This window comes from Vagococcus sp. WN80Y (assembly GCF_059621045.1).
This window is the reverse complement of record NZ_JCAQHY010000160.1, coordinates 1-21,919: the sequence shown is the minus strand read 5'-3', so window position 1 is coordinate 21,919 and position 21,919 is coordinate 1. Positions and strand designations below refer to the sequence as shown.

Below are 21,919 nucleotides of genomic sequence, written 5' to 3'. Positions count from 1 at the left end.
TCTCACCTCTTGTTAAAACATTCACACTTTAAGTGTACCATTGACTGAGACTCTTTACAATAACTTTGTGAAAATACTGATTAATTATCTCAATATATAAAAAAGATTGAAACAAAAAGTAAAAATACTTCCGTTCCAACCCTTTATTTATATTATAATAAGTCGTCAAATTCTTCTTGTTTTCCTGCTAAAAATTGTTGACCTGACTGTATTTCACTGACTTTTATCCCCGCAACAGCTCGTTCGATCAACCCTTCTACATCTAATTTTTCTTCATAACCGATTGCTCTATCTAAACGAGGTTTAGTTTTTGGTTTTGGTGGAGCAAAGATTGTGCAGCAATCCTCAAATGGTTGAATAGCCAAATCAAAGGTATCAATTTTTTCCGCTATTTCGATAATCTCACTCTTATCCATCGAGACCACTGGACGAATGATTGGCGTTGACGTAACTTCATTAATCGCAATCATGCTATGTAAGGTCTGAGAAGCAACCTGCCCTAGTGATTCACCATTAATAATTGCTAAGCCTTTGCGCTTCTCACGAATACGATCTGTAATTCGCAACATAAACCGACGAGTGACTGTCATCAAATAGCCTTCTTCAACATGTTTCTTAATTTCTTCTTGAATTTCTGTAAAAGGCACTTCGATAAACTGAATACTCCCAACATATGGTACCAATTTGACCGTTAAATCCTTTGCTTTATTTAATGCTTGTTGACTTGTATAAGGAGGACTATGAAAATGAACAGCTTCGATTTGAACCCCACGCTTCATAGCCAAATAACCAGCTACTGGCGAATCAATTCCACCGGAAAGCATTAACATACCACGGCCACTTGACCCCACCGGTAGGCCACCAGCCCCTAAAATTGTTTCACAGGATATAAACGCTCCATCTGGTCTAATTTCTACTCGCAAGGTTATATCTGGTTTCTTCATTTGCACAACAATATCAGGAATAGCTTGAATAACATGATGACCAACTTCTCGGTTTAACTCATTAGTATCCAATTCAAATTCTTTGTCTGAACGCTTAGTATTCACCTTAAAACTTTGTCCTTCTTGATAGACTTCTTTCATCAAAGTCACTGCTGTTGCATAAATAGCCTCAGTCGTTTTCTCTATCTTTATTGAAGGTGATACATTTTGAATACCAAAAATTGGTTTTAAAGATTCGATAACCCCTGCACTGTCTTCTCCATTTAGTAGCAAATGCATACGATCTCGATTCGCATGAACTTTCACTTTAGGGTATTGATTAAGTGCCTTCTTGACATTAGATGCTAAAATACTAATAAAAATCCGCTTATTTTTACCTTTGGTAGAAAGTTCTCCATAGCGGACCATAATTTCTGTATAGTTCATTAACTTCCCTCCCTAATCATTAATTTTTGAGAATTGTTGATACAACTGATTAAAAACAATCATAAACTGCTCAGCTTCAACCATGGTCGATCCAGCTTCTAAACTTAAGCGAACGGCTGTAGTTGCAACAGCATCATGAACACCCATTGCATGTAGCGTGCTTCCAGCAACCTTACTGCGACTTGAACAGGCGCTCGTCGTTGAGATTATGATATCTTTTTGCTCAAAAGCATGGACCAATACCTCTCCCTTAATTCCTTTTAAGCCAAAGCATAGAATATGAGGAGCAAAATTCTCGTTATTCTCAGAAAAAATGGTCACTTTATCATACTTACCTAATGAATCCAAGAGATACTCTTTAATATTAGCTTCTCGCCGATTTTTCAAATCTTGATCGTCTAAATGCAAACGGACCGCCCGAGACATTGCAACAATTCCCGGAACATTTTCAGTCCCACTACGATGATTACTCTCTTGACCACCTCCATTTAAAAGTGGGGCGATTAACCGACCTCTACGACTGAAAAGAAACCCGACCCCTTTTGGTCCATGGAATTTATGAGCTGAGAAAGTAGCGAAATCAACACGCGGAGTTAACCACCTTGAAGATGGTACCTTTCCTAAGGCTTGAACAGCATCTACATGAAAGTGAATGGTTGGATAAGGTGCCAAAATCTTACTAACTTCTTCAATAGGTTGAACACTTCCAACTTCGTTATTAACGGCCATAATTGAAACCAAGATAGTCTCAGGACGAATGAGCAACGATAGCGCTGAGACATCAACCATTCCACGATTGTCTACTGGTACCTTGGAAATTTCAAATCCAAACTGTTCTAATTGCTGCGCAGCCTTTGAAACTGCTGAATGCTCAATATCAGAAATAATTAAATGCTTACCAAATCCATTTTTTTCAATCGCAGTCCCTTTGATAACCCAGTTATCTCCTTCAGTCCCACCACTCGTAAAATAAATCTCTTCTGGAAATACTTCCAGTAACTCTGCAATCTGCTTGCGAGATTGATCAAGAAGACGAGTTGCTTGACTTCCCAATTGATGCAGACTTGACGGATTTCCAATAATTCGTTGACTTGTCTTAAGATACGTATCCAAAACACTTGGATGTATTTTTGTCGTTGCACTATTATCAAAATAAATCATTTTTTGCCTCTTTTCTCTATCAGTCTTACATGCTGATAGTATTTCTTGTAAGTCATCATCATTAATTAGCTACCTCTACTAAAAATCCCTATTCATTATAGTCGCTATTTTCCCAAAATACAATCGACTTCTTAAAGAAAATGAAAAGAAAAACTGTTTCTCCCGTATAATAGTTCCGAGAGAAACAGTTTAGTTCAGTTAAAAATGAGTGATACTTTCTTTATTGTTAAAATAGAAAGATTCAATTCGTTTAAACGCACCAGGTTCAGTCCGCTCTAAAGCAGAACCTATTTCGTCTAACGCATCTTGATAACGATACTCAACATTAAACAATTGTAATGTCTTATCTATCGCTTGGCTAACTCCTTCATGACTATGGCGATAACGATTAGAATATTGTAACATTTGCTCCGTCAAGGCCGCACTATCTACTAATTCATTTGTTTTCTCTTCAAGTACTTCTATGTCCTTTTCACAGTACTCTACTAAACGATTAATCTGTTCCATATCAATTCGAATTTTGTTTAACTCTTTACTTAATTCTTCAATTCGATCCGTTGCCACAAAGAAAAATTCTAAGTACTCTTTTGGCACACCTGGCAGACGTTGTTTATCCACATACCGTTTCATGTTTCGCAAACTAAACTCAAAATCATCAATCTTCTTCTGCGCAATTTTTTCACCTTTACGCAATGATTGTAACGAAGTATTAATCTCAATTTGTTGATTTTCAATTTCATCCAACAACGCATAGGCGTCTTTTAAGCGAACCTCAACCTCACTATAAACGGCTTCATGGTTCTTAAGCTGCTCTTCAATCGCAGTAAACTGTTTCGTCAATTCTTCTAACTGTGTTTGGAAGCCACGCGAGCGTCCTAGTTCATTATGATTTAAAGCATAGCTTTGAGATATATGATCTAATTCGATTAACAGCTGACGATTATTCCGTAGTGCATGTCCAATAAACTCTCGGATAGTCTTCATATTAGCTTTGACATAAGTCTGAGCTTTTATTTCGGTTTCCATCACTTCATATAATTGATCAATACGTTCTGAAATGTCCGCATTATTTTCGGCTACAACCTGTACTTCACATTTTTCTAAGTAAGCTAAATTCTTTTTGATACGAGAATTTACTTTAACAATATTCTTTTTGATTTCATCTTCTGGAAATTTAAAGTTTTGCTTCACTAATTTTTTATGGCCATTAATAATTTCTTTCATCTGATTAGGAAAAACTTTATCCAACTCTTCATACAGAGGAGGAATCATTTCCATAATCGCTTCTAATTCATACGTTCGTGCCTCAGCATGCTCTAACACAGAACCAGCTTCCATAGGGTCACCAGCCGTATTCAATGCAACAAATTGAGTGAACTCATTTTCAATACTTTGTACTTGTTTTTGAATTTCGCTAATAGCAGGACCATATTTTTTCGTTTCTTCTTTAGATAACGCGCTGATTTCTTCGTATTTATCTAGAGCTTGTTGCACAGCTAAGGAGTTTCGTTCTTCACTCTCACGCAACTCTTTCAATCCTAAACGAATTGATTCAACTTGCTCTTCCATCTCATCCATTGTTTCATAAGCATCTTCAATAGCACTCTTTACTTTCATAAATCTGAATGTTTCATTCAAATTTTCAACTTCGTAAATACGGCTTTCTAGCTCTGCAAAGGAAGCGGTAGAAATATCTGTCCAACGCTGATTCCATTCTCTAAAAGTATTTTGACTTTGACCAACTAAATGCATCTTTTTAACTTCTTCAACTTCTTCAATGACTGGCAGATCAAACAAATCAATCTTCCGCTTTTCTAATTCGTCCAATCGTTCTTCATTTTTTCTTTTCATTAAAAAAGCGATAAAATATAGCAAAGCGATGATGACGATGACCGCTAAGAATACCCAAAGCCAGATACTAGTTGATTTCATGAAATTTCCTCCGTCTTTTCTATCAATTATCAAGATTACTTTTAGTTATAACACAGCTATAAGCCTAGCATTTTTGATACTAAAAAACACTAAAAGTAAATCATTTTAAGGTTTATTTTTAATTTGTTTCTATTTTTTGCATCTATCTCTAAAATTATAACATAGGAAATCATATCATTCACTAGTTAAATGATAAAAGCTTTAAAAGCTTCAAGTAAACAGACACAAAAACTAACTTAATTTTCAAGGTTAACTAAGCAAAATCCCAACCTAACTAGAATCTCTACTCAGATTAGATAACTTACATAAACAAAAAGCCTTCACGAAAAAGGCTTTTCCCTAAAAAATTATACAACTTATTTTAGATAATTGCTAGTTTTATCTGGCTAAAATATTTTTTTCTCGTTATTTCTTTACTATTTCCGCTTAATAACGCCTTTACTTACCAAAGTGAACTTCGTTCAATCGCTAGTTTAGTCAAAAATTAAATAGTTGCGACTCTTTTGCTTCTATCAATAATTAGGATACAAGAATAAAAAAATACTAAATTATCATAATTTTCGACTCTTCTGTATTGATTTTACTAGCTAATTTAGGTATTCTGTTAAGTAAACACTTAATTATTAAAGTAAAGCTTACGAATGGTAGGGGTTGAACGTATGAAGGTTGTAAAATTTGGAGGAAGTTCACTTGCTTCCTCAACTCAATTGAATAAAGTATTAGCCATCGTCAAATCTGATGATGAACGTAAAATTGTTGTTGTTTCTGCGCCCGGGAAAAGATTTGCAGAAGATGACAAAGTAACAGATTTACTAATTGATTATGCAGAAGCTTTTCTAGCAGATATTGATTATCAAACCGTTCAAAGACGAATTATTGAGCGGTATGAGGCCATTGCATTTGAACTTGATTTAGGAGAGGACATCGTTTCTGACATCCGCCAGACTATTATTAATTTGGCCGCTGATACTAGTTTAAATCAAGATCCTGCATGGGTGTTAGATCGATTTAAAGCAAGCGGTGAGAATAATAACGCCAAACTAGTTGCTACCTTTTTCAAAAAGAATGGTCTGAATGCTCGTTATCTAAATCCACAGGATGCAGGCCTAATTGTCAGTGCTGAGCCTGGGAATGCGATGATTCTGCCTGATTCTTATAGAAAGCTGCTTGACTTACGTGATACCGAAGAAGTTCTAGTAATCCCTGGTTTCTTTGGATACACTGAAGCTGGTGAGATATGCACGTTTTCTCGAGGAGGGTCAGATATTACCGGTTCTATTTTAGCAGCCGGTGTTAAAGCAGATCTTTATGAAAATTTCACTGATGTAGATGCAATTTTTGCGGCCCATCCTGGGCTAGTTTCACATCCTCAAAAAATTGAAGAGCTGACCTTTAGAGAAATGCGTGAATTAAGTTACGCTGGATTTGGGGTCTTTCACGATGAGGCTCTAATCCCAGCCTATCAGGCTGGAATCGAGGTTGTAATAAAAAATACGAATAATCCAAGTGCACCTGGCACAAAGATTTTACTGGATCGACATGTGGGTGAAGAAGGTGTTATTGGCATTGCCGGTGATTCTGGTTTTGCTATCTTCTATATGAGTAAATACTTAATGAATAGAGAAATCGGCTTTGGACGTAAGGTGCTTGAAATCCTTGAGGACGAAAACCTTAAGTATGAACACATGCCGTCTGGAATCGATGATATTTCAATCATTGTCCGCGAATATCAATTAACACCCGAAGTCGAAGATCGTCTAATGGCTCGCTTTAAAAACGAACTTCACGTCGATGAAATCCATGTTAATCATAATTTGTCGATGATTGCGATCGTTGGCGAAGGTATGAAGAGCAATATTGGAACAGCCGCAAAGAGTACAAATGCACTTTCTGCAGCCGGAGTCAATTTAGAAATGATTAACCAAGGATCATCTGAGGTTAGTATTCTTTTTGGAATTAAAAGCTGTCATGAAAATGTGGCAATTCAAGCTCTTTACCAATCATTTTTTGATTAAACTTAATCACTAATAGTTCAAATCCCCCATCACTTAAAAGTGATGGGGGATTTTTATAAGAAACAGCATTCATCTATCGTCATCCATAAATCACTGAAATAAAAATAAGCAAGGTTAAAACAGAAGTCCTCCATCAAGAACCTTAAAACACACAGCAAAACAACACCTTACACCAAAGTCCTCGATCGAGTCCTGTTCACCCCCTTGGTATTTCAAGGTTTTCAGCATAAAAAACTAGACAGACTTCTAGCTTGTTTTTCGTTGTTGATCCAACGCTTGTTTTATTTTTTTTTCTGGGGCAAAATCAATCGCCCAATTTTCTGGTTTCATGACTTTACCGGTTACTGGATGAAAATGCGGAAGACCATCTGGAAATAACTTTCCCATATTCGCTTGATGAACAATCGTAAAGAGCTCTGTTGGATCCACTCCCATTAAAACAAAAGACCCATATGTGAAGTAAAGAGTATCCAACAATGCGTCAACTTCTTCAACTAATGGATCTTGAACTGTCTCTGATTTGAGGGTTATCTTTTCCACCGATTGATCGATGCTCTCTTTCAATTGAGTGACTAGCTCTTGAAACTCCGCTTGATTATTATTGGCTGAAGCGTATAAAAATTCAACTAATTCTTCTGCTTTGAAACCAGCTCGATAAAGTGCCTCTTGTGAAGAAAAAGCAGTTGGATACTTATTTTCACTTGGATGAAACTTATCATGAAACTCTTTTGCTTGTTCATAAGGTGTCATCTAAATTCCTCTTTTCTACGAAATAATTTGATAGTGATAAAGTGCTTTATAAATACCATCGTCAACATTACTAGCAGTCACGTAATCAGCCAATTTCTTAATATCATCAGTGGCATTTCCCATAGCCACTCCTACGCCAACCGCTTGTAGCATCTCCGTGTCATTCCAACTATCACCAAAAGCCATCGTTTGAGTTAACGTAAAATTCAAATGGTCAGCAAGTTTTTGAATCCCCACACTTTTTGAGTTTTCTTTCAAAATAATATCAACTGTATAGGGATTAGAACGAGTAAATTTACATTCAGGAAACAGCGTTTCTAAAAAAGGCTGCTCACTTTCTGGACTGATTAACACACACTGATAGATAGGTTTGGTCAAAATAGCTAGATCCTGATAGCGTTGTTTATTACCCGTTCGACTAATTTTTTGAGCAAGCTTTTTAAATAGAAGTGAATTTCTAGCCTGAGGCAAAAATCGCTGGAGACGTTTCGCCCATGCCTTTTGGCCAATACTCATAATTGAACTACCAGCTAGTTCATCACTACTACCAAAAAGAATTTGACGTTTATTTTTGTCACAAAAAGCTGCCAACTTTTTCACCAATTCAGTAGGAAAGGCATTGGCATACAAGACTTCCGTGGGGGTATATACATACTGACCATTGTATGTAACAAACACATCTAATGCTAATTTGTCAATCTGATCATCGAGTCTCACTGGCCCACGGCCTGTAGCAATGCCACAAATTATTCCTTGAGCCTTCAATTTTTCAATGCTTTCTTTTGTTGACTCTAACGCTTTTGCCTGTTGAGTAACTAATGTTCCATCAATATCAAAAAATACAGCACGTATGTTCATTCTCTCGCTCCTAAAATAGATCAATCTGCTCTGGATTCAATCCTGAATAATCAATGCCTAATAACTCTTTCAAAGCCAGCGCGTTATCGGCCGCATCTCCTCCAGAATTATTATTGAAGATAACCGTAGTTGTTTTAACTTGTGACGCGACCTTTAGCACTGCTCCTTTAATTTCCTCTAATTCCTCTTGATTATAGCGGTAAAGCGTTCGCCTCTTTCGCCAGTCATCCCCTTTAGCAATCCAGCCATCTTTATAGCGTCCATGGAGTCTGAAAATCGCCTTATCAGGGTGAGTGACTACTGGATAAAAGGGAATTGAACGATCCGCGACTTGCGGCTCATCAATCGTCAATAAAATGAATTCTTCAGCTCGCATAAATTCAATGGTCTTTGTGATCAGTTGAGGCTCATACCAACTAGGATGTCGCAATTCGACACTTACCGGCAAGGCTCCTAAATACTGACGTATTCGGCGTAAATGAACGATATTATCTCTCGTACAATCAAACATCGCTGGAAATTGACACAATACAGCTTCTAATTTTCCTGCTAAAACAAGTGGTTCAATCGCGGTCAGATACGTCTCGTAAAGAGCCCTCTCGGAATCATAATAATCCTCCCAAGAAGTTTGTAGGGTCATCGCTTGATTAGCTTTCACAAAAAACTTAAAGCCATCAGGAGTCTGACTCTCCCAATTTTGAAATGTTTTTCGGCTAGGAATACCATAAAATGGATTGTCGACTTCAACAACCGGCAATTTAGACGCATAGTCGCCCAGCGTTGCTCTGGGCTTTTTTATTAAACTAGTATGTTCGGACCAAGTAGTTAAGCCGATATTAATCATTGCCGTCATCCTCTCATCTATATTTTACACAATCTTAATTTGTTTAGCAAAAACAAGCCATTGTCGAAGGAGTTTGTTATAATAAACAAGGAAATTAAATAGGAAAGTTGGGGATCTTATGAAAAAAATACTCGTTCTTCATACTGGCGGTACCATCGCCATGTCAGAAGACTTAGAAACTAAAGCAGTCTCCACAGAAAAACGCAACCCCTTGCTAGATTTACCTACTCATGACGATCAGGAGCTCGAATTAATTATTGAAGACTTTTTTTATATTCCCTCTCCGCACATTACACCAGATCATATGTTAATGCTTAAAAATCGCATTCTACTCGGACTTGCAGATGGTATCGACGGTGTCGTTATCACCCATGGAACAGATACACTAGAAGAAACAGCCTATTTTTTAGACATCACGATTGGCGATAAATTACCAATTGTTTTGACAGGTGCCATGCGTTCAAGTAATGAAATTGGCTCCGATGGGCTTTACAATTATCTGACGGCAGTTCGAGTTGCTGCTAGTGATGAGGCCCTTAATAAAGGAACACTAGTTGTGATGAATGATGAAATTCATACAGCCCGCTACGTCACGAAAACTCATACAACAAATGTTGCCACCTTTAGAACCCCTACTTTTGGTCCAATTGGGTTAGTTAACAAACACCAAGTTAGTTTTTATCAACAATTACTTACTACTCATACGATGGATATAAACACTGTTGACGGGCGTATTCCAATTGTTAAAGCTTACGCTGGTATGGGCACAAGTATCCTTGATTTACTTACTAATCAGATTGACGGACTTGTAATTGAAGCTCTTGGTGCAGGTAATTTACCTCCACAAACCATTCCCGCTATAGATAAACTCATTGCCGAGGGTGTTCCACTTGTGTTAGTTTCTCGCTGCTTTAATGGTATCGCTGAAGGCGTCTATGATTATGAAGGCGGAGGCATTCAGTTAGAAAAAAAAGGCGTCCTTTTTTGTAATGGGCTTAACAGCCAGAAAGCTCGAATTAAACTCATGGTTGCATTAAATGCTAACCTAAGTCCAACAGAATTATCTAACTTTATAATTGAACAAGTATAACAGTGTTCGAGTAAAATAAGAGCTGCGATGGCGATCCTATCACAGCTCTTTTTCAGCTGCGACTAACAACATCATTGGTCGTCTCAATTCATCAGCCAGCTCTGGAATTTTTTCTAGCATTTCTATACTGGGTTTGGCCTCTACCAGTTGTTTAAGCCTAAAACCATAAGTCAGCAAACTATTTATATACGTCGTTAAGGTTTTGTGGTATTTAACGATTTTTTGCCCCAAAAAGTTACTTTCCCGGTAGCCTTCTCGGTAATAACTATCTACAGGCCAATGACTAATTTCCCCTTCACTATCATAGCACCACTCTTGTGAGCCTTCCGCAGTAAAGACAGGATGCTCCACTGAAAAAATGAATTGTCCCTCTGGCCTCAACAAACGACTCACCTCTTCAACAATCTGCTCAAAATCTGGAACATAATGAAAGGCCAATGAACTAATAACAACGTCAAAGCTTTCTAAAATAGTAGTCAATTCTTGAAAATCTAATTCTCGATAAGTAATCTTGGAAGAGTCGGTTAGCTCTCTGGCTTTCTCCAACATCTTTGAAGACAAATCGATCCCTAACACATAATCCGCTCCTTGTTCTACCGCATAACGACAGTGCCAGCCATACCCGCAGCCTAAATCAAGCACTCGTTTTCCAGTAAAATCGGGCAGTAGTTTTTTTAGTTCATGCCACTCACCCGCACCTTCAAGCCCATATTTTGATCGATCCATTTCCTCATAAGCTTTAAAAAATTGCTCGTCATCATAATGATTGGTCATCTTCTTTCCCCTCCTAATAACCACTTTCTATCATCTCTATTATTCCCTACTTTCAGTCCTACTGCAAGTCAAGCGGATAAGTAAAAAGAACGAGACATAAGTCCCGCTCCTTCGCTCATTGACAGATATCTAGCTCATGGCTGGTATACAACTTGAAACTCTTCATAAACAACTAGCATCTCAGGTGAAAAAGACAGCGAATGCTTAACAAATTCTCTTTCCCAAAACGCTTGGTGAACTCGGCGCCAATAATCTAAAGTCCGCTCCCCTTCGCCTTCCTTATAAGCATCCTCTTCAGTAATATCCTTAAATTTGACCGTCTTTACCCCACGTGTTTGAATCACACATTTAGGTTGACCATCACCAGAAAGACAGACACTATAGCTGCCAATTTCTGGAAGTGGGTCGTTGTCCTTTAAATATGAGTCATAAGCCCCTGCCGTTCCAGTTTTAATCCCTTTAAGCACTAGGTCTAAGAGCTCATCAGCCATCTCTGGGCTATTCCCAAAAGCCCATGCTTCATAAGTTGTATCAGCTAAATTAGCAGACGATTTGCTTAAAAATTCCTGCCAAAATAATTCAATAGTTTGGTTTGTTTCATCCATCAGTTACTCACTCATTTCAATTTTAAAATAGATTCTACAGTTTCTTGCATGTGTGAGGTCTCAACGACGATATCATGGCGTACCTCCGCAGTTGCTAACTCACTTACCGCCGTAGGAATCTCTATTCCTGATAACTCAGCCAATTGTTCCACCAAGGCGAAATCATCGATATTTTCTGACACCTCTCCAACTAAGGATTCAACAACTGCCCGTGGGAATTTATACGGACTAGCTGTTGAGACAACCACTGTTGGATGCTTATCTCCCGTAGCCTCTCGGTAGTTTTCATAAACTGCGGTAGCCACAGCAGTATGAGGGTCCATCGTATAATCTTCTTCTTTAAACACCACTTTAAGCTCAGTAGCTGACTCCTTTTCAGTAGCAAAATCACCATAAAAATTAGTTAAGCCCTCTGACATCTCTTGGGTAATGCTGTATTTCCCTACAGCATTCAAACTATCCATTAAAGCCTTTGTTTGCTTATCATCATTATTAGCAATGTGAAACAATAGCCGCTCTAAGTTACTTGAAACCAAGATATCCATAGATGGCGAATTAGTCACCATAAATTCACGATTACGATTGTAGGTTCCTGAACGCAAGAAATCCGCTAAAACATTATTCTCATTAGACGCACACACTAGTTTATTAATCGGCACACCAATTTGCTGCGCGTAATAGGCCGCCAAAATATTGCCAAAATTACCAGTTGGAACGGAAATATTTATTTTATCGCCTGCAGTAATTGAGCCACTTGATACTAGTTGGGCATAAGCGTAAACATAATACACAATTTGTGGCACTAAGCGACCAATGTTAATCGAATTTGCAGATGAAAACTGTTTGCCGTTATTAGCCATAACTTGTTTCAATTCTTGATTATTAAACATTTCTTTGACATTCGTTTGAGCATCGTCAAAGTTCCCTGTAATTGCCACTACCCATGTATTGCGCCCTTTTTGGGTCACCATTTGCTTTTCTTGAATGGGACTAACACCATTTTTAGGATAAAAAACAATTATTTTGGTGCCCGGTACATCAGCAAAACCTGCCATAGCAGCTTTTCCTGTATCTCCTGAAGTCGCCGTTAGAATAACAATTTCTTGATCCACGTTATTCTTCTTCGCCGATGTAGTCATTAAATAAGGTAAAATTGACAAGGCCATGTCTTTAAAGGCAATCGTTGAACCGTGAAATAGCTCTAGAAAATAATCTTTACCCACTTTTCTAAGTGGAGCGATTTTTTCATCCGAAAATTTATGATCATAGGCTGAGTTAATACAATGCTTAAGTTCTTCTTCAGTAAAATCAGTTAAAAATTCTTTCATTACGAGGTAAGCAACCTCTTGATAACTCATCTTGCCTAGCTTCGAAAAATCTAGGTCAACAGTTGGTACCTCAGTCGGCACATAAAGTCCCCCATCAACTGCTAGACCTTGTAAAATAGCCTGAGATGCCGTTACTTGATTGTTTTTATCCCGTGTACTTTGATAGATTAATGCCATTTATGAAAACCCCTTTTCATCTTAAAAATAATAATGCTCTTAGTATACCATTTTTTTATGAGATTTTTTTAATAAAATGGCAATTTCATCAAAAAAAGTCCAATATGACACCTTTGTCATCTATTTATCATTAAAATTACATGAGATCATCACAAGATTACAGTAGAAAAAAACGAGGATGAGACAACGTCCCCCTCGTTTGATTCCACGTATATTATATGACAAACCCACAGTACTCCCAACGTCTACTCACTACGTTACCGATTGCATTAACTTCTATGTGAAATAAGGGCATCGAAGAGCGTTAAGGTATCGCGCTAATAGCTTTATGCGTTTGCTAGCTCTTCTAAAATTTCATCCATGTTCTTAGCTCCGAAAACTACTTTTTGATCATTAATAATCATCGCTGGAACACTCATAATTTTTTTCTCTTTTTTAAGTTCTGGGAAAAGAGCTGTATCAATCATTTCTGCTTCGATATTATGATTTGCTGCGGCAATTCGTTGACAAGCTGCCACAACATCTGGACAATAATGACACGTTAAGGACACACAAATTTGAACTTTAGTCTTTGGTAAGGCTGTAATCTTATCTAACTGACCTTCTTCCAGCGCTTGCCCGTCGCTCCCCACATTGTAGATAGCTAGAACAAACGAGTTCAATTCATGACCACTAGGAATCCCGCTGAACTTTATTCCTGTATACTCATCCTTTTCATTAAACAAAGCTGCTGCTGGCAATCGCTCCAACTTCATAGAACGCTCTAATTCAGTATCTTCGCCACGAGAAACATTTTTCACACTAATCTTGTCGCTTAATGTACTGATCTCCTCAATAAAACTTGAAAGTTCCATCGTTTTATGCTGACTCGCATCTAAAATAGTTTTAATTACCACTTTTTTAGTCAGCTTAGCAAATATCCCTTTTAACTGCTCTTTCATCGCAGCTGGGAACCACTCGCCTTTTTTAGTTGGTTCTGCATTAGCAGCAGGTTGTTGAGTGGTTGATGATGAAGCAGGTTCACCATTGACCGTTTTAATTTCCTTATGAGTTACAGGAATACCAAGGCGTTCTTTTTCTTCATTGACGTATTGTTGAGCTTTAGTTGCGGCAATCGCACCATCCGCCACTGCCGTCACAATTTGGCGCAATTCTTTTACTCGTAAATCACCAATCCCATAAACACCCGGAATATTGGTTTCCATCATTTCATTTGTTGGAATGAAGCCCTGTGGTGTCATCTCAACCTGCCCTTTAAACATTGCAGTATTTGGCTTATTTCCCGCAAAAACGAACATGCCAAATGAACCATCTGCTTCATCCGCCTCAAAAATAGTTTCTTCCCCTGTCTGATTATTAACAAAAATAGCTTTCTGCAACAGGCCATCGCCACTAATTTCTTTAACTTCTGTATTATAGACAATATCTATTTTAGGGTGATTTTTTGCTTGATTTGCAGTCATCTCTGCACAGGTAAAGTCGGGTTCACGAATAATCATATGAACTTTTTTACCAAAACGAGTTAAGAAAACCGCTTCCTCAGCAGCCGCGTAACCACCACCAAGAACAAAAATATCTAAGCCAGTAAAGAACTCTCCATCACAGGTAGAACAATAACCAATTCCTCGTCCAGTAAACTCAGCTTCTCCAGGAAAACCAATTTTATTAGGTGAAGCCCCCGTCGCAATCATCACTGAGCGGGCTTGATAAACCTTACCCGATTTACCAGTTAGCAGTTTGATTTCACCGGCTAAATCAACTTCTAAAATATCATCTGTTACAAATTCAGCACCAAAATCAGTTGCCTGTAAACGCATTTCCTCCATCATAGCGGGACCTGTTCCATTGCGAACCCCTGGATAATTAACAATACTAGATGTAGTTGTGACTTGCCCGCCAATTTTATCTTTTTCTATAATTAGTACATCCATCATTGAACGACCTGCATATATTCCAGCTGAAAGTGCCGCAGAACCAGCACCGATGACAACTAAATCATAAATATGTTTCATGTTATAACCTGCTTTCTTTGATTTTAAGAAAAGGGGCTGTGACAATGCGTCACAGCTCCTTTTAACTAACCGTTTTTTAAAGTTTTCCTACTAAATCTAAGCTAGGTGCGATAGTATCTTCGCCTGGTTTCCAGTTTGCTGGACAAACTTGATCGCCATGCTCTTCAACGAAAACAGCTGCTTCTAATTTTCTAACAAGCTCTTCGGCATTACGGCCAATTCCCATATCATGAATTTCATAAGCTTTGATTTCACCACGAGGGTTGATAATAAATGACCCACGAAACGCTTGGCCAGCTTCTTCATCCATTACGCCAAAGAAACGAGAAATCTTTCCATTTGTATCTGCCAACATTGTGTACTCAAGACGTCCGATTGTATCTGTTGCATCCGCCCACGCCTTGTGAACAAAATGACTATCTGTTGACACGGAATAAACCTCGCAACCTGCTGCTTGTAATTCTTTATAATGATCTTGTACGTCCCCTAATTCAGTTGGACAAACAAAAGAAAAATCTGCTGGATAGAAGAAGAAAATACTCCATTTGCCTAACACATCTTCAGTTTTCACCTTAATGAATTCACCTTGACGGTACGCATCTGTTTCAAAATCAAATAATTGCTTGTTAATTAAATTACTCATAATTTACATTCTCCTTCTTACTAATTAATATTTTATATTACTTTATTATGATAACAAATAAAAACAAGGGTGTCAAAAAAATATCTAAACGAATATAAACAAGGAAACACATTTAAAAGACACCACGTTACGCAAAAAAGAGCAATTCTTATCAAATTAAAAATCAATAATTATGTGCCACCCAACTGAGAAAATGATCAACCCAATTGAGAATGAAAGAATAAAAAAAAACTAAATCTAAATAGATTTAGCTTTTAATTTTTTCTTATTTACCATGACATTTTTTGAATTTTTTTCCACTACCACATGGACACGGCTCATTACGGCCAACTTTTTTTACAACCTCTTCGGTCTTTTTAGCTTCCTTAACAGATTGAGGCTGACTCATCGCATTAATTGCGTTACCCATTTCAAAACTATTAAATTGAGCAATATCTCTAGCAGAATATTTTTCTGAATGAACTGATTTTTCACTCTTTTTACTCTTCGCTTGTGATTTTTTTACCTCTTTAGGAGTATCCACAACGTCTTCCGTTGTCACTTCCCCAAAAGATAATTTAGCTAATCTGCGCAAAAGTGTATCTGCATTTGTTATTTTTTTGTCTTCCTTTAAAAAGGTAAAATAGTGAGTTAAAATACTTGAAATATCAGACAAAACTTCTGAGTATTCACTTACTTCTCTAGGAAAGACGTTAACCAAAATGTTTTCTAAAGTTGTAGCAGTCCATTCACGACCTCCACGCAATTCCTCTTTATACATCCATTCTGATAAAGCCATCGTCACAACGCCACTAGTCGTTTGCGCAGAAGAGCTTAATTCCTTAAATTGTGTACTTTCTTTAAATGCTGCAAACCATTCATTAGCTTGGCTGATTACATTTTCCATTTTCTTTTCGGAAAAATCTTTGTGAGTCATAAAACATCCTCCATAATTTAATTATGTTCCTAGACGAACCTTTATAATTATAGCGGATTTCAGCCCTATTTTCAAATTAATTTCAGCAATGCCCGGCCTACCCTATTATATGAGTCCAGCACATCACTATTTACTACCTACTCTAACAAAAAATACTCCAAAAAGCGCGAGGAAAGAGTCCGATAAAAATCCCCCCCCTCCTTCTCGCGCTTAATACTAATGATACTTAGGCAAATAATCACCATGAGCCTCAATTAGATCATCCACCAAATTATGAATGTCTTCTAAAGATAATTCAGCACTTGTGTGGGGATCTAACATCGCCGCTTGATAAATTTTATCTCGTTCCAGAGTCATCGCTGCCTCAACAGTCAGTTCCTGTACGTTGATATTTGTTCGATTAAGCGCCGCCAGTTGAGTTGGCAGTTCTCCAACTACTGTCGGTTGAACACCATTTCTATCAACTAAACACGGAACTTCCACACAAGCATCAGCCGGTAAATTTGTGATCAAACCTGTATTTAGCACATTTCCCGCAATTACTGTTGGCACATTTGTAACGATTGCCTCCATTATATAAGACGCATATTCTTTACTCCGCTCATGAGTTAACTCGCCATTATGAACAATATCATCTCGTTGTTTTTCCCAATTTTGAATCTGTTCTTCACAACGTCTGATATACTCATCCAAAGGAATCCCCAAATCATTAATCAGCTCAGGATATCTATCTTTAATAAAATACGGATGATATTCCGCATTATGCTCGCTTGATTCAGTAATATAAAAACCAAAATGCTTCATAAGCTCAAAACGAACTGAGTCATCATGAGGGTGGGCCTTTTCAGCTGCTAGTCGACGAATTTCTGGATAAAAATCTTGTCCCTTATACGTAATTTCTAATAGCCAGGCCATATGATTAATTCCCGCAATCGACCACTTAAAATCAGATAAATCGTACTGATCAGTAATCCCTAGATGAGCAAACAAATCTGGGACACACACCTGAACACTATGACATAGACCTACCGTCTTAATTTTTGTCCCCTTTAGCATCCCCATTGTTAAAATTGCCATTGGATTCGTGTAATTTAACAGCCATGCCTCTGGACATACCTCTTCCATTTCTTTGGCAAATTCAAACATCACCGGAAGTGTCCGAAGCCCTCTAAAGATACCGCCAATCCCTAAAGTATCAGCAATAGTTTGTCGTAACCCATATTTTTTAGGAATCTCAAAGTCAATCACTGTACTTGGTTGGTACCCACCAACCTGAATCGCATTAATAACAAAATCCGCTCCTCGTAACGCCTCAATCCGATTATCATAAGAGATAATCGTTGCACGGCCTGCATTACAATTTTTATTAATTGTCTTTAGCATCAGTTCCGACTCATTCAACCGCTTGGCATCAATGTCATAAAGAGCAATTTCCGCTCGATTAAGACTCGGAGTTAACATAGCATCTCCTAATACATTTTTAGCAAAGACCGTACTTCCTGCACCAATAAAAGCAATTTTCACCATAAAAATATCCTCCTTGATCAGTCAGGCTATCTAGCAGATAGCTTTTCTAACTGAATTGTTAGTGCCTTTATCATAAGGAAATAACAGCAAAAAGGATATAACTTAATTTATCTTAAACCAAACATTATTTAAGATGTTCCAGACTAGGCGCTAAACCGTACATTTTTTTATACGCGCGACTAAAGCTTAGAGGGCTTTCGTAGCCAACCGCTAATGCTACTTCATTAACTCGCATATCTGTTTTTTTTAATAGATAAGCAGCTTTTTCTAACCGATACGCTGACAATAATTGACTCGGCGTCTTGCCTAATTCCTTTTTAACTAATGCTGTTAAATAAGGGGCCGTCAAATTCAACGTCCGAGCTATTTCTTGTACAGAATAATCTGTCCGGCCAAAATTAGTATGAACCGCATTTAAGAATTTTTCAATGTGAACATTTTGTTGACTAATCTCTCGGTACGTAGAATGTTCTTCAAGTTGAAACTCCCCTAAAATCGCCTGACTCACTCCTTGAATATAGAATGAATTGGTCTCAATGCTAGAACCAGCTTCTAAAGCCAACTCAAGCCACTTTTTCAACTGATTCTGATCCTTAACTGTTCCCACGCGGTTATAATCAAGTAAGCCTAAAATTTTCAACAGTCTCTCGGTCTCACTTCCATTAAAGCCTAGCCAAAAATAAACCCAAGGATTCTCTTCATCTGCCTTGTAAAAGGTTACCTCATCAGGTTCAATCAAAAAGAATTGCCCTGCTTCGAGTTCGTAACGAACGCCAGATTTTTCAAAATAACCTCGCCCTTCCAAAACATAATGAATCACATAATGCTCTCGAACGTGAGGGCCAAACTGATGCCCTGGTAAGCATTGTTCGTACCCTAAATTAAAAACATGAAACGATAACATCAAGGGGGGATCAAAATAATAATCTAAATGTTCCATCATTTCCTCCTTGCTCTCATATTACTTATAGTCTACCTCAAAGAATGAGTGAAGAACAGCGCTTTTTTCCAAATAAAAAACACCAGAAACTATTGCTACATAGCTTCTGGTGAACTTATTCTTTTACTTCAAGGCTGCTTCCAGCTCTTTGTATTGAGCTTCAGTCAAAACTTCTTGATAGATCGCTAATAGCTGACTTTTTTCTTCTTCATCGTAGTCACCCTTAGTCGCTTTAGCCTCATCAATTAGCTCCTTGAATTGCTCATCTGTCAATGTCATAGAGGTGCCTGACTGAGTCATCAATTCTTTCATCTCATCTTCTGAAAGAATGTCTTTCTTAGCTGGCATTTTAACTGTCTCTTTACTTGATTTACTAGTTGTCTTCATATCAAATGACAGTAATTTAAATCCTTCACTCGCACTACTATCTTTACTAGGTCTCATTACCATCCGCATTTTAGTCGCGTTAGATTTTGTATTCACCTTGATCGTTATAGAAAACTCGCTAAATTCAGCAAATACATCGTCGATTTTATCCTCTTCATCTACCTTAAAATCGGAAAATTTCTTATCTGATTTCGCTACTTTTTTAGTTAATTCAATCATTTCTACTAATTCTTTTTTCGTAAAAGTATGGGAAATTACGTCATCTTTTTTGGTAAAACTCTTCTTATCTAATCCACTAATATATTTAGCCACTTCTTTTTGATAGGCTTTACCAAATTCTTGTGCGGTCTTCATGTCTTCAAGATCAGCTTTTGACGCTTTTTTATCTTGCGCTTCTTGCATCGCCATCAAATCAATATATTTCCCTTTTAACTCATCTAAACCCGTAATATCTGGTACCTTACTGCCACCGAAAGCTTTAGCTACTTCCAGAATAGACGACATAACATCCGTCGCCATATAGATTTTTGGTTCACTGCCAATACTTCCAACCATATTAAGTGGAATATCCGTTCCCATCAAGCTTAAGTTCATCTTCATCTCAAAATTATTGGAATTCTTAGCATCTGTCAGATAATCACCTGTCAATTTAATATCCTTAATTGACGACATGATCATCCCCATCATCGCGTTATTAGCTGCGTCACCTGAAGCGGCTTGAGCCAATTCTAAGTCGACTACCCCCATTTCAAATGACCCTGCATTATTTTTAGTTTCACTCATTTTTTTCATTTGTTCAACAAATTGGCTACGAGGATCACTTCCACAAGCTCCTAACATAACGACTAATACAAATAATGCCGTGATTATGCTTAATTTCTTTTTCATTTTTTTCCTCCATCTGACTAAATATGATTATTTTTTCTGACACCCCCAAAATATCATATTTAATAGAAAGAAGTCAATCGCGCCTAAAAATTAAGCTGTTTTTTTCGAACTGATTATTGTGAAAAATCATAAAAAAACCCAATCCCTATACTGATTACTTCTAAAAAAATACCAATTGTTAAAAAATTCTAAAAATTATTTAACGTTTTAATAACTGGCTTTTTTAGATCAAAAACTATCAAACTCTCATTATCCTCTAAGACAAAGAGCCAATAACTTGGAAGTAATATTCCGTGTCATTAGCTCTTTAGTCCCATGCATCATCCTTTTAGGTATTTCGCTAGTACAGCAGACTAAAAAAACTGCAAATTATTATGATACTTTACTTATGTTTCTGTTCATATCGCTCTACTTTACTTCTATTTCCACAAATTTTCATGGAACACCATTTTCTACGACCAGTTTTATTAATAAACAACAAAATACATTCTGGATTTTTGCAACGACTCACTTTTTCCAACTCATTACTTTCAATGAGATTAGACAAGTAAATGAAAATGAGCGATTTAAAGCCAATGAAGTTCTTGTGTTTTGGGACAAGTATTTTTTTATTTTTTGAAAATTTGACGAAAAAAGAATGCGTGTCCAATTCTGCTTCAATCCACTTTTGTAAAGTGCAAAATGAAGTGTTCCCAGTTAATGCATCATTAATTTTTGTGCAGATATAATCTCTTAAAGATATAACCTCTGATACGTCTGTTATCGATTCGAAATAGGGCGATAAATAATCCATTTGATAGCTATACTCTTCCCCAACTGATTCACTATCAATCCATTCCCGAAAATCTTCAGGCGTATTCATTAGCTCAACAGTTTTTCCATTTCTAACAATTCTAGTATTCAAAAAATTCAGTGATATATTTTCGGTTATCTTCGGAAATTCATTAGGCATAGAATGATTACCTCCTTAATATTATCCTATCACATTGAATTCAGTTCGTCCATTTCACTAACCTCTTAAATCTGATTTGACAGGTTATAAAAACTAACCTATAATAAATAAAAAAGGAGGTTAGTTATGAAATTTGTAAAAAAAATGAGGTCTAAGAATAGAACTCCCCTACAAATCGATCCTTATGCAAGTATTATTGGCTTCATAGGAGGGTTTACAGTAATATTTTTACTCCTTCTGCTAATAAGTTTGACAGATGAATTATGGATTATGGCACCATTCGGAGCAAGTTGTGTTTTGGCGTTTGGTGTATGGGATTCGCCACTATCACAACCTAGAAACATTATAGGAGGACATTTGGTTGCAACGTTGATTGGATTATTATGTAAGACATTTAGGAAGTTCTTTAATGGTCACAGCTTTTGCAGTAGGATTATCAATAGCACTTATGATGTTGACAAAAACAACACATCCACCAGCCGGAGCAGATCCATTAGTTGTTTTACTTAGCACAAATGCAGTGGGATGGTCTTATTTAGTCACTCCTGTTCTTCTAGGTTCGGTCGTAATAGTATTAACTGCATTAGTTGTTAATAATTTATCTGGAAAAAGAAAATATCCAACCTTTTGGATTTAAGCCAGCTATAAAAAGGTCAAGTAAAAACTGAACTATTTTAAAATTGTTTGTTGTGATTTTTAATGCAACATAAATAAACCTAGAGAAGAATACAAATTTTTTCTAGGTATCTG

17 protein-coding genes and 2 pseudogenes are annotated in these 21,919 nt (G+C 37.1%); 3 read left to right on the top strand and 16 right to left on the bottom strand.

The window, feature by feature from the left end; genetic code table 11:
- Window positions 1–152: 152 nt before the first annotated feature.
- From thiI to AC5KOD_RS13925, 3 genes are all read right to left on the bottom strand, one after another.
- Window positions 153–1,370: a tRNA uracil 4-sulfurtransferase ThiI gene (thiI, locus tag AC5KOD_RS13935; RefSeq protein ID WP_496915173.1), complete on the bottom strand. Its 1,218-nt coding sequence runs from the start codon at window positions 1,368–1,370 to the stop codon at window positions 153–155.
- A gap of 12 nt (window positions 1,371–1,382) precedes the next feature.
- The gene (locus AC5KOD_RS13930) at window positions 1,383–2,531 is read right to left on the bottom strand and encodes a cysteine desulfurase family protein (protein WP_496915172.1); all 1,149 of its coding nucleotides are present in this window, start codon (window positions 2,529–2,531) and stop codon (window positions 1,383–1,385) included.
- A gap of 198 nt (window positions 2,532–2,729) precedes the next feature.
- Window positions 2,730–4,463 carry a septation ring formation regulator EzrA gene (locus tag AC5KOD_RS13925; protein WP_496915171.1) on the bottom strand — a complete coding sequence of 578 codons (1,734 nt, stop codon included), beginning with the start codon at window positions 4,461–4,463 and terminating at the stop codon, window positions 2,730–2,732.
- Window positions 4,464–5,122: 659 nt separating this feature from the next.
- Here AC5KOD_RS13925 and AC5KOD_RS13920 point away from each other — a divergent pair.
- Entirely contained in the window at window positions 5,123–6,478 is a 1,356-nt protein-coding gene (locus tag AC5KOD_RS13920; protein ID WP_496915170.1) for an aspartate kinase, read from the top strand.
- Between the two features lie 246 nt (window positions 6,479–6,724).
- Here the strand turns inward: AC5KOD_RS13920 and AC5KOD_RS13915 are convergent, their stop codons facing one another.
- The 3 genes from AC5KOD_RS13915 to AC5KOD_RS13905 are packed head-to-tail and all read right to left on the bottom strand — an operon-like array spanning window position 6,725 to window position 8,930.
- Window positions 6,725–7,228: a pyrophosphohydrolase domain-containing protein gene (locus AC5KOD_RS13915; protein WP_496915169.1), complete on the bottom strand. Its 504-nt coding sequence runs from the start codon at window positions 7,226–7,228 to the stop codon at window positions 6,725–6,727.
- A gap of 15 nt (window positions 7,229–7,243) precedes the next feature.
- On the bottom strand, window positions 7,244–8,086 hold the full coding sequence (locus AC5KOD_RS13910) for a Cof-type HAD-IIB family hydrolase (protein WP_496915168.1): 843 nt from the start codon (window positions 8,084–8,086) through the stop codon (window positions 7,244–7,246).
- A gap of 10 nt (window positions 8,087–8,096) precedes the next feature.
- Window positions 8,097–8,930, bottom strand: a complete 834-nt coding sequence (locus AC5KOD_RS13905) for a DUF72 domain-containing protein (protein ID WP_496915167.1) — start codon at window positions 8,928–8,930, stop codon at window positions 8,097–8,099.
- A 118-nt stretch (window positions 8,931–9,048) separates the two neighbouring features.
- Between AC5KOD_RS13905 and AC5KOD_RS13900 the strand changes: the two genes are divergently transcribed.
- A complete protein-coding gene (locus AC5KOD_RS13900) occupies window positions 9,049–10,020 on the top strand; it encodes an asparaginase (RefSeq protein WP_496915166.1) in 972 nt (323 codons plus the stop codon).
- Between the two features lie 39 nt (window positions 10,021–10,059).
- Here the strand turns inward: AC5KOD_RS13900 and AC5KOD_RS13895 are convergent, their stop codons facing one another.
- From AC5KOD_RS13895 to AC5KOD_RS13850, 10 genes and pseudogenes are all read right to left on the bottom strand, one after another.
- A complete protein-coding gene (locus AC5KOD_RS13895) occupies window positions 10,060–10,794 on the bottom strand; it encodes a class I SAM-dependent methyltransferase (protein ID WP_496915165.1) in 735 nt (244 codons plus the stop codon).
- Window positions 10,795–10,928: 134 nt separating this feature from the next.
- Window positions 10,929–11,399 (bottom strand): ASCH domain-containing protein, encoded by a 471-nt coding sequence (locus tag AC5KOD_RS13890; RefSeq protein WP_496915164.1) that lies wholly within the window; start codon window positions 11,397–11,399, stop codon window positions 10,929–10,931.
- A gap of 11 nt (window positions 11,400–11,410) precedes the next feature.
- Entirely contained in the window at window positions 11,411–12,904 is a 1,494-nt protein-coding gene (thrC, locus tag AC5KOD_RS13885; protein WP_496915163.1) for a threonine synthase, read from the bottom strand.
- A 326-nt stretch (window positions 12,905–13,230) separates the two neighbouring features.
- Window positions 13,231–14,916 carry an FAD-dependent oxidoreductase gene (locus AC5KOD_RS13880; RefSeq protein ID WP_496915162.1) on the bottom strand — a complete coding sequence of 562 codons (1,686 nt, stop codon included), beginning with the start codon at window positions 14,914–14,916 and terminating at the stop codon, window positions 13,231–13,233.
- Between the two features lie 76 nt (window positions 14,917–14,992).
- Window positions 14,993–15,559, bottom strand: a complete 567-nt coding sequence (gene ahpC / locus AC5KOD_RS13875; protein ID WP_496915161.1) for an alkyl hydroperoxide reductase subunit C — start codon at window positions 15,557–15,559, stop codon at window positions 14,993–14,995.
- Window positions 15,560–15,824: 265 nt separating this feature from the next.
- Window positions 15,825–15,926, bottom strand: a pseudogene (locus AC5KOD_RS13870) (SEC-C metal-binding domain-containing protein); the annotation flags it as partial.
- A gap of 765 nt (window positions 15,927–16,691) precedes the next feature.
- The gene (locus tag AC5KOD_RS13865) at window positions 16,692–18,002 is read right to left on the bottom strand and encodes an alpha-glucosidase/alpha-galactosidase (protein WP_496915160.1); all 1,311 of its coding nucleotides are present in this window, start codon (window positions 18,000–18,002) and stop codon (window positions 16,692–16,694) included.
- A 124-nt stretch (window positions 18,003–18,126) separates the two neighbouring features.
- The gene (locus AC5KOD_RS13860) at window positions 18,127–18,942 is read right to left on the bottom strand and encodes an AraC family transcriptional regulator (RefSeq protein ID WP_496915159.1); all 816 of its coding nucleotides are present in this window, start codon (window positions 18,940–18,942) and stop codon (window positions 18,127–18,129) included.
- A gap of 123 nt (window positions 18,943–19,065) precedes the next feature.
- On the bottom strand, window positions 19,066–20,217 hold the full coding sequence (locus AC5KOD_RS13855; RefSeq protein WP_496915158.1) for a hypothetical protein: 1,152 nt from the start codon (window positions 20,215–20,217) through the stop codon (window positions 19,066–19,068).
- A 382-nt stretch (window positions 20,218–20,599) separates the two neighbouring features.
- Complete coding sequence (locus tag AC5KOD_RS13850; protein WP_496915157.1) at window positions 20,600–21,169, bottom strand: CGNR zinc finger domain-containing protein; 570 nt, start codon at window positions 21,167–21,169, stop codon at window positions 20,600–20,602.
- Between the two features lie 126 nt (window positions 21,170–21,295).
- On the opposite strand from AC5KOD_RS13850, the pseudogene AC5KOD_RS13845 reads away from it, so the two are divergent.
- Window positions 21,296–21,806 (top strand): annotated as a pseudogene (locus AC5KOD_RS13845) (HPP family protein).
- Window positions 21,807–21,919: the final 113 nt, after the last annotated feature.

Coding starts and splice junctions, on each gene's coding strand:
- AC5KOD_RS13915 (WP_496915169.1), bottom strand. CDS start 7,228: ATGACACCTTATGAACAAGCAAAAGAGTTTCATGATAAGTTTCATCCA.
- thiI (WP_496915173.1), bottom strand. CDS start 1,370: ATGAACTATACAGAAATTATGGTCCGCTATGGAGAACTTTCTACCAAA.
- AC5KOD_RS13890 (WP_496915164.1), bottom strand. CDS start 11,399: ATGGATGAAACAAACCAAACTATTGAATTATTTTGGCAGGAATTTTTA.
- AC5KOD_RS13895 (WP_496915165.1), bottom strand. CDS start 10,794: ATGACCAATCATTATGATGACGAGCAATTTTTTAAAGCTTATGAGGAA.
- AC5KOD_RS13920 (WP_496915170.1), top strand. CDS start 5,123: ATGAAGGTTGTAAAATTTGGAGGAAGTTCACTTGCTTCCTCAACTCAA.
- AC5KOD_RS13850 (WP_496915157.1), bottom strand. CDS start 21,169: ATGCCTAATGAATTTCCGAAGATAACCGAAAATATATCACTGAATTTT.
- AC5KOD_RS13900 (WP_496915166.1), top strand. CDS start 9,049: ATGAAAAAAATACTCGTTCTTCATACTGGCGGTACCATCGCCATGTCA.
- AC5KOD_RS13905 (WP_496915167.1), bottom strand. CDS start 8,930: ATGATTAATATCGGCTTAACTACTTGGTCCGAACATACTAGTTTAATA.
- AC5KOD_RS13865 (WP_496915160.1), bottom strand. CDS start 18,002: ATGGTGAAAATTGCTTTTATTGGTGCAGGAAGTACGGTCTTTGCTAAA.
- AC5KOD_RS13925 (WP_496915171.1), bottom strand. CDS start 4,463: ATGAAATCAACTAGTATCTGGCTTTGGGTATTCTTAGCGGTCATCGTC.
- thrC (WP_496915163.1), bottom strand. CDS start 12,904: ATGGCATTAATCTATCAAAGTACACGGGATAAAAACAATCAAGTAACG.
- AC5KOD_RS13910 (WP_496915168.1), bottom strand. CDS start 8,086: ATGAACATACGTGCTGTATTTTTTGATATTGATGGAACATTAGTTACT.
- AC5KOD_RS13860 (WP_496915159.1), bottom strand. CDS start 18,942: ATGGAACATTTAGATTATTATTTTGATCCCCCCTTGATGTTATCGTTT.
- AC5KOD_RS13880 (WP_496915162.1), bottom strand. CDS start 14,916: ATGAAACATATTTATGATTTAGTTGTCATCGGTGCTGGTTCTGCGGCA.
- AC5KOD_RS13855 (WP_496915158.1), bottom strand. CDS start 20,217: ATGAAAAAGAAATTAAGCATAATCACGGCATTATTTGTATTAGTCGTT.
- AC5KOD_RS13930 (WP_496915172.1), bottom strand. CDS start 2,531: ATGATTTATTTTGATAATAGTGCAACGACAAAAATACATCCAAGTGTT.
- ahpC (WP_496915161.1), bottom strand. CDS start 15,559: ATGAGTAATTTAATTAACAAGCAATTATTTGATTTTGAAACAGATGCG.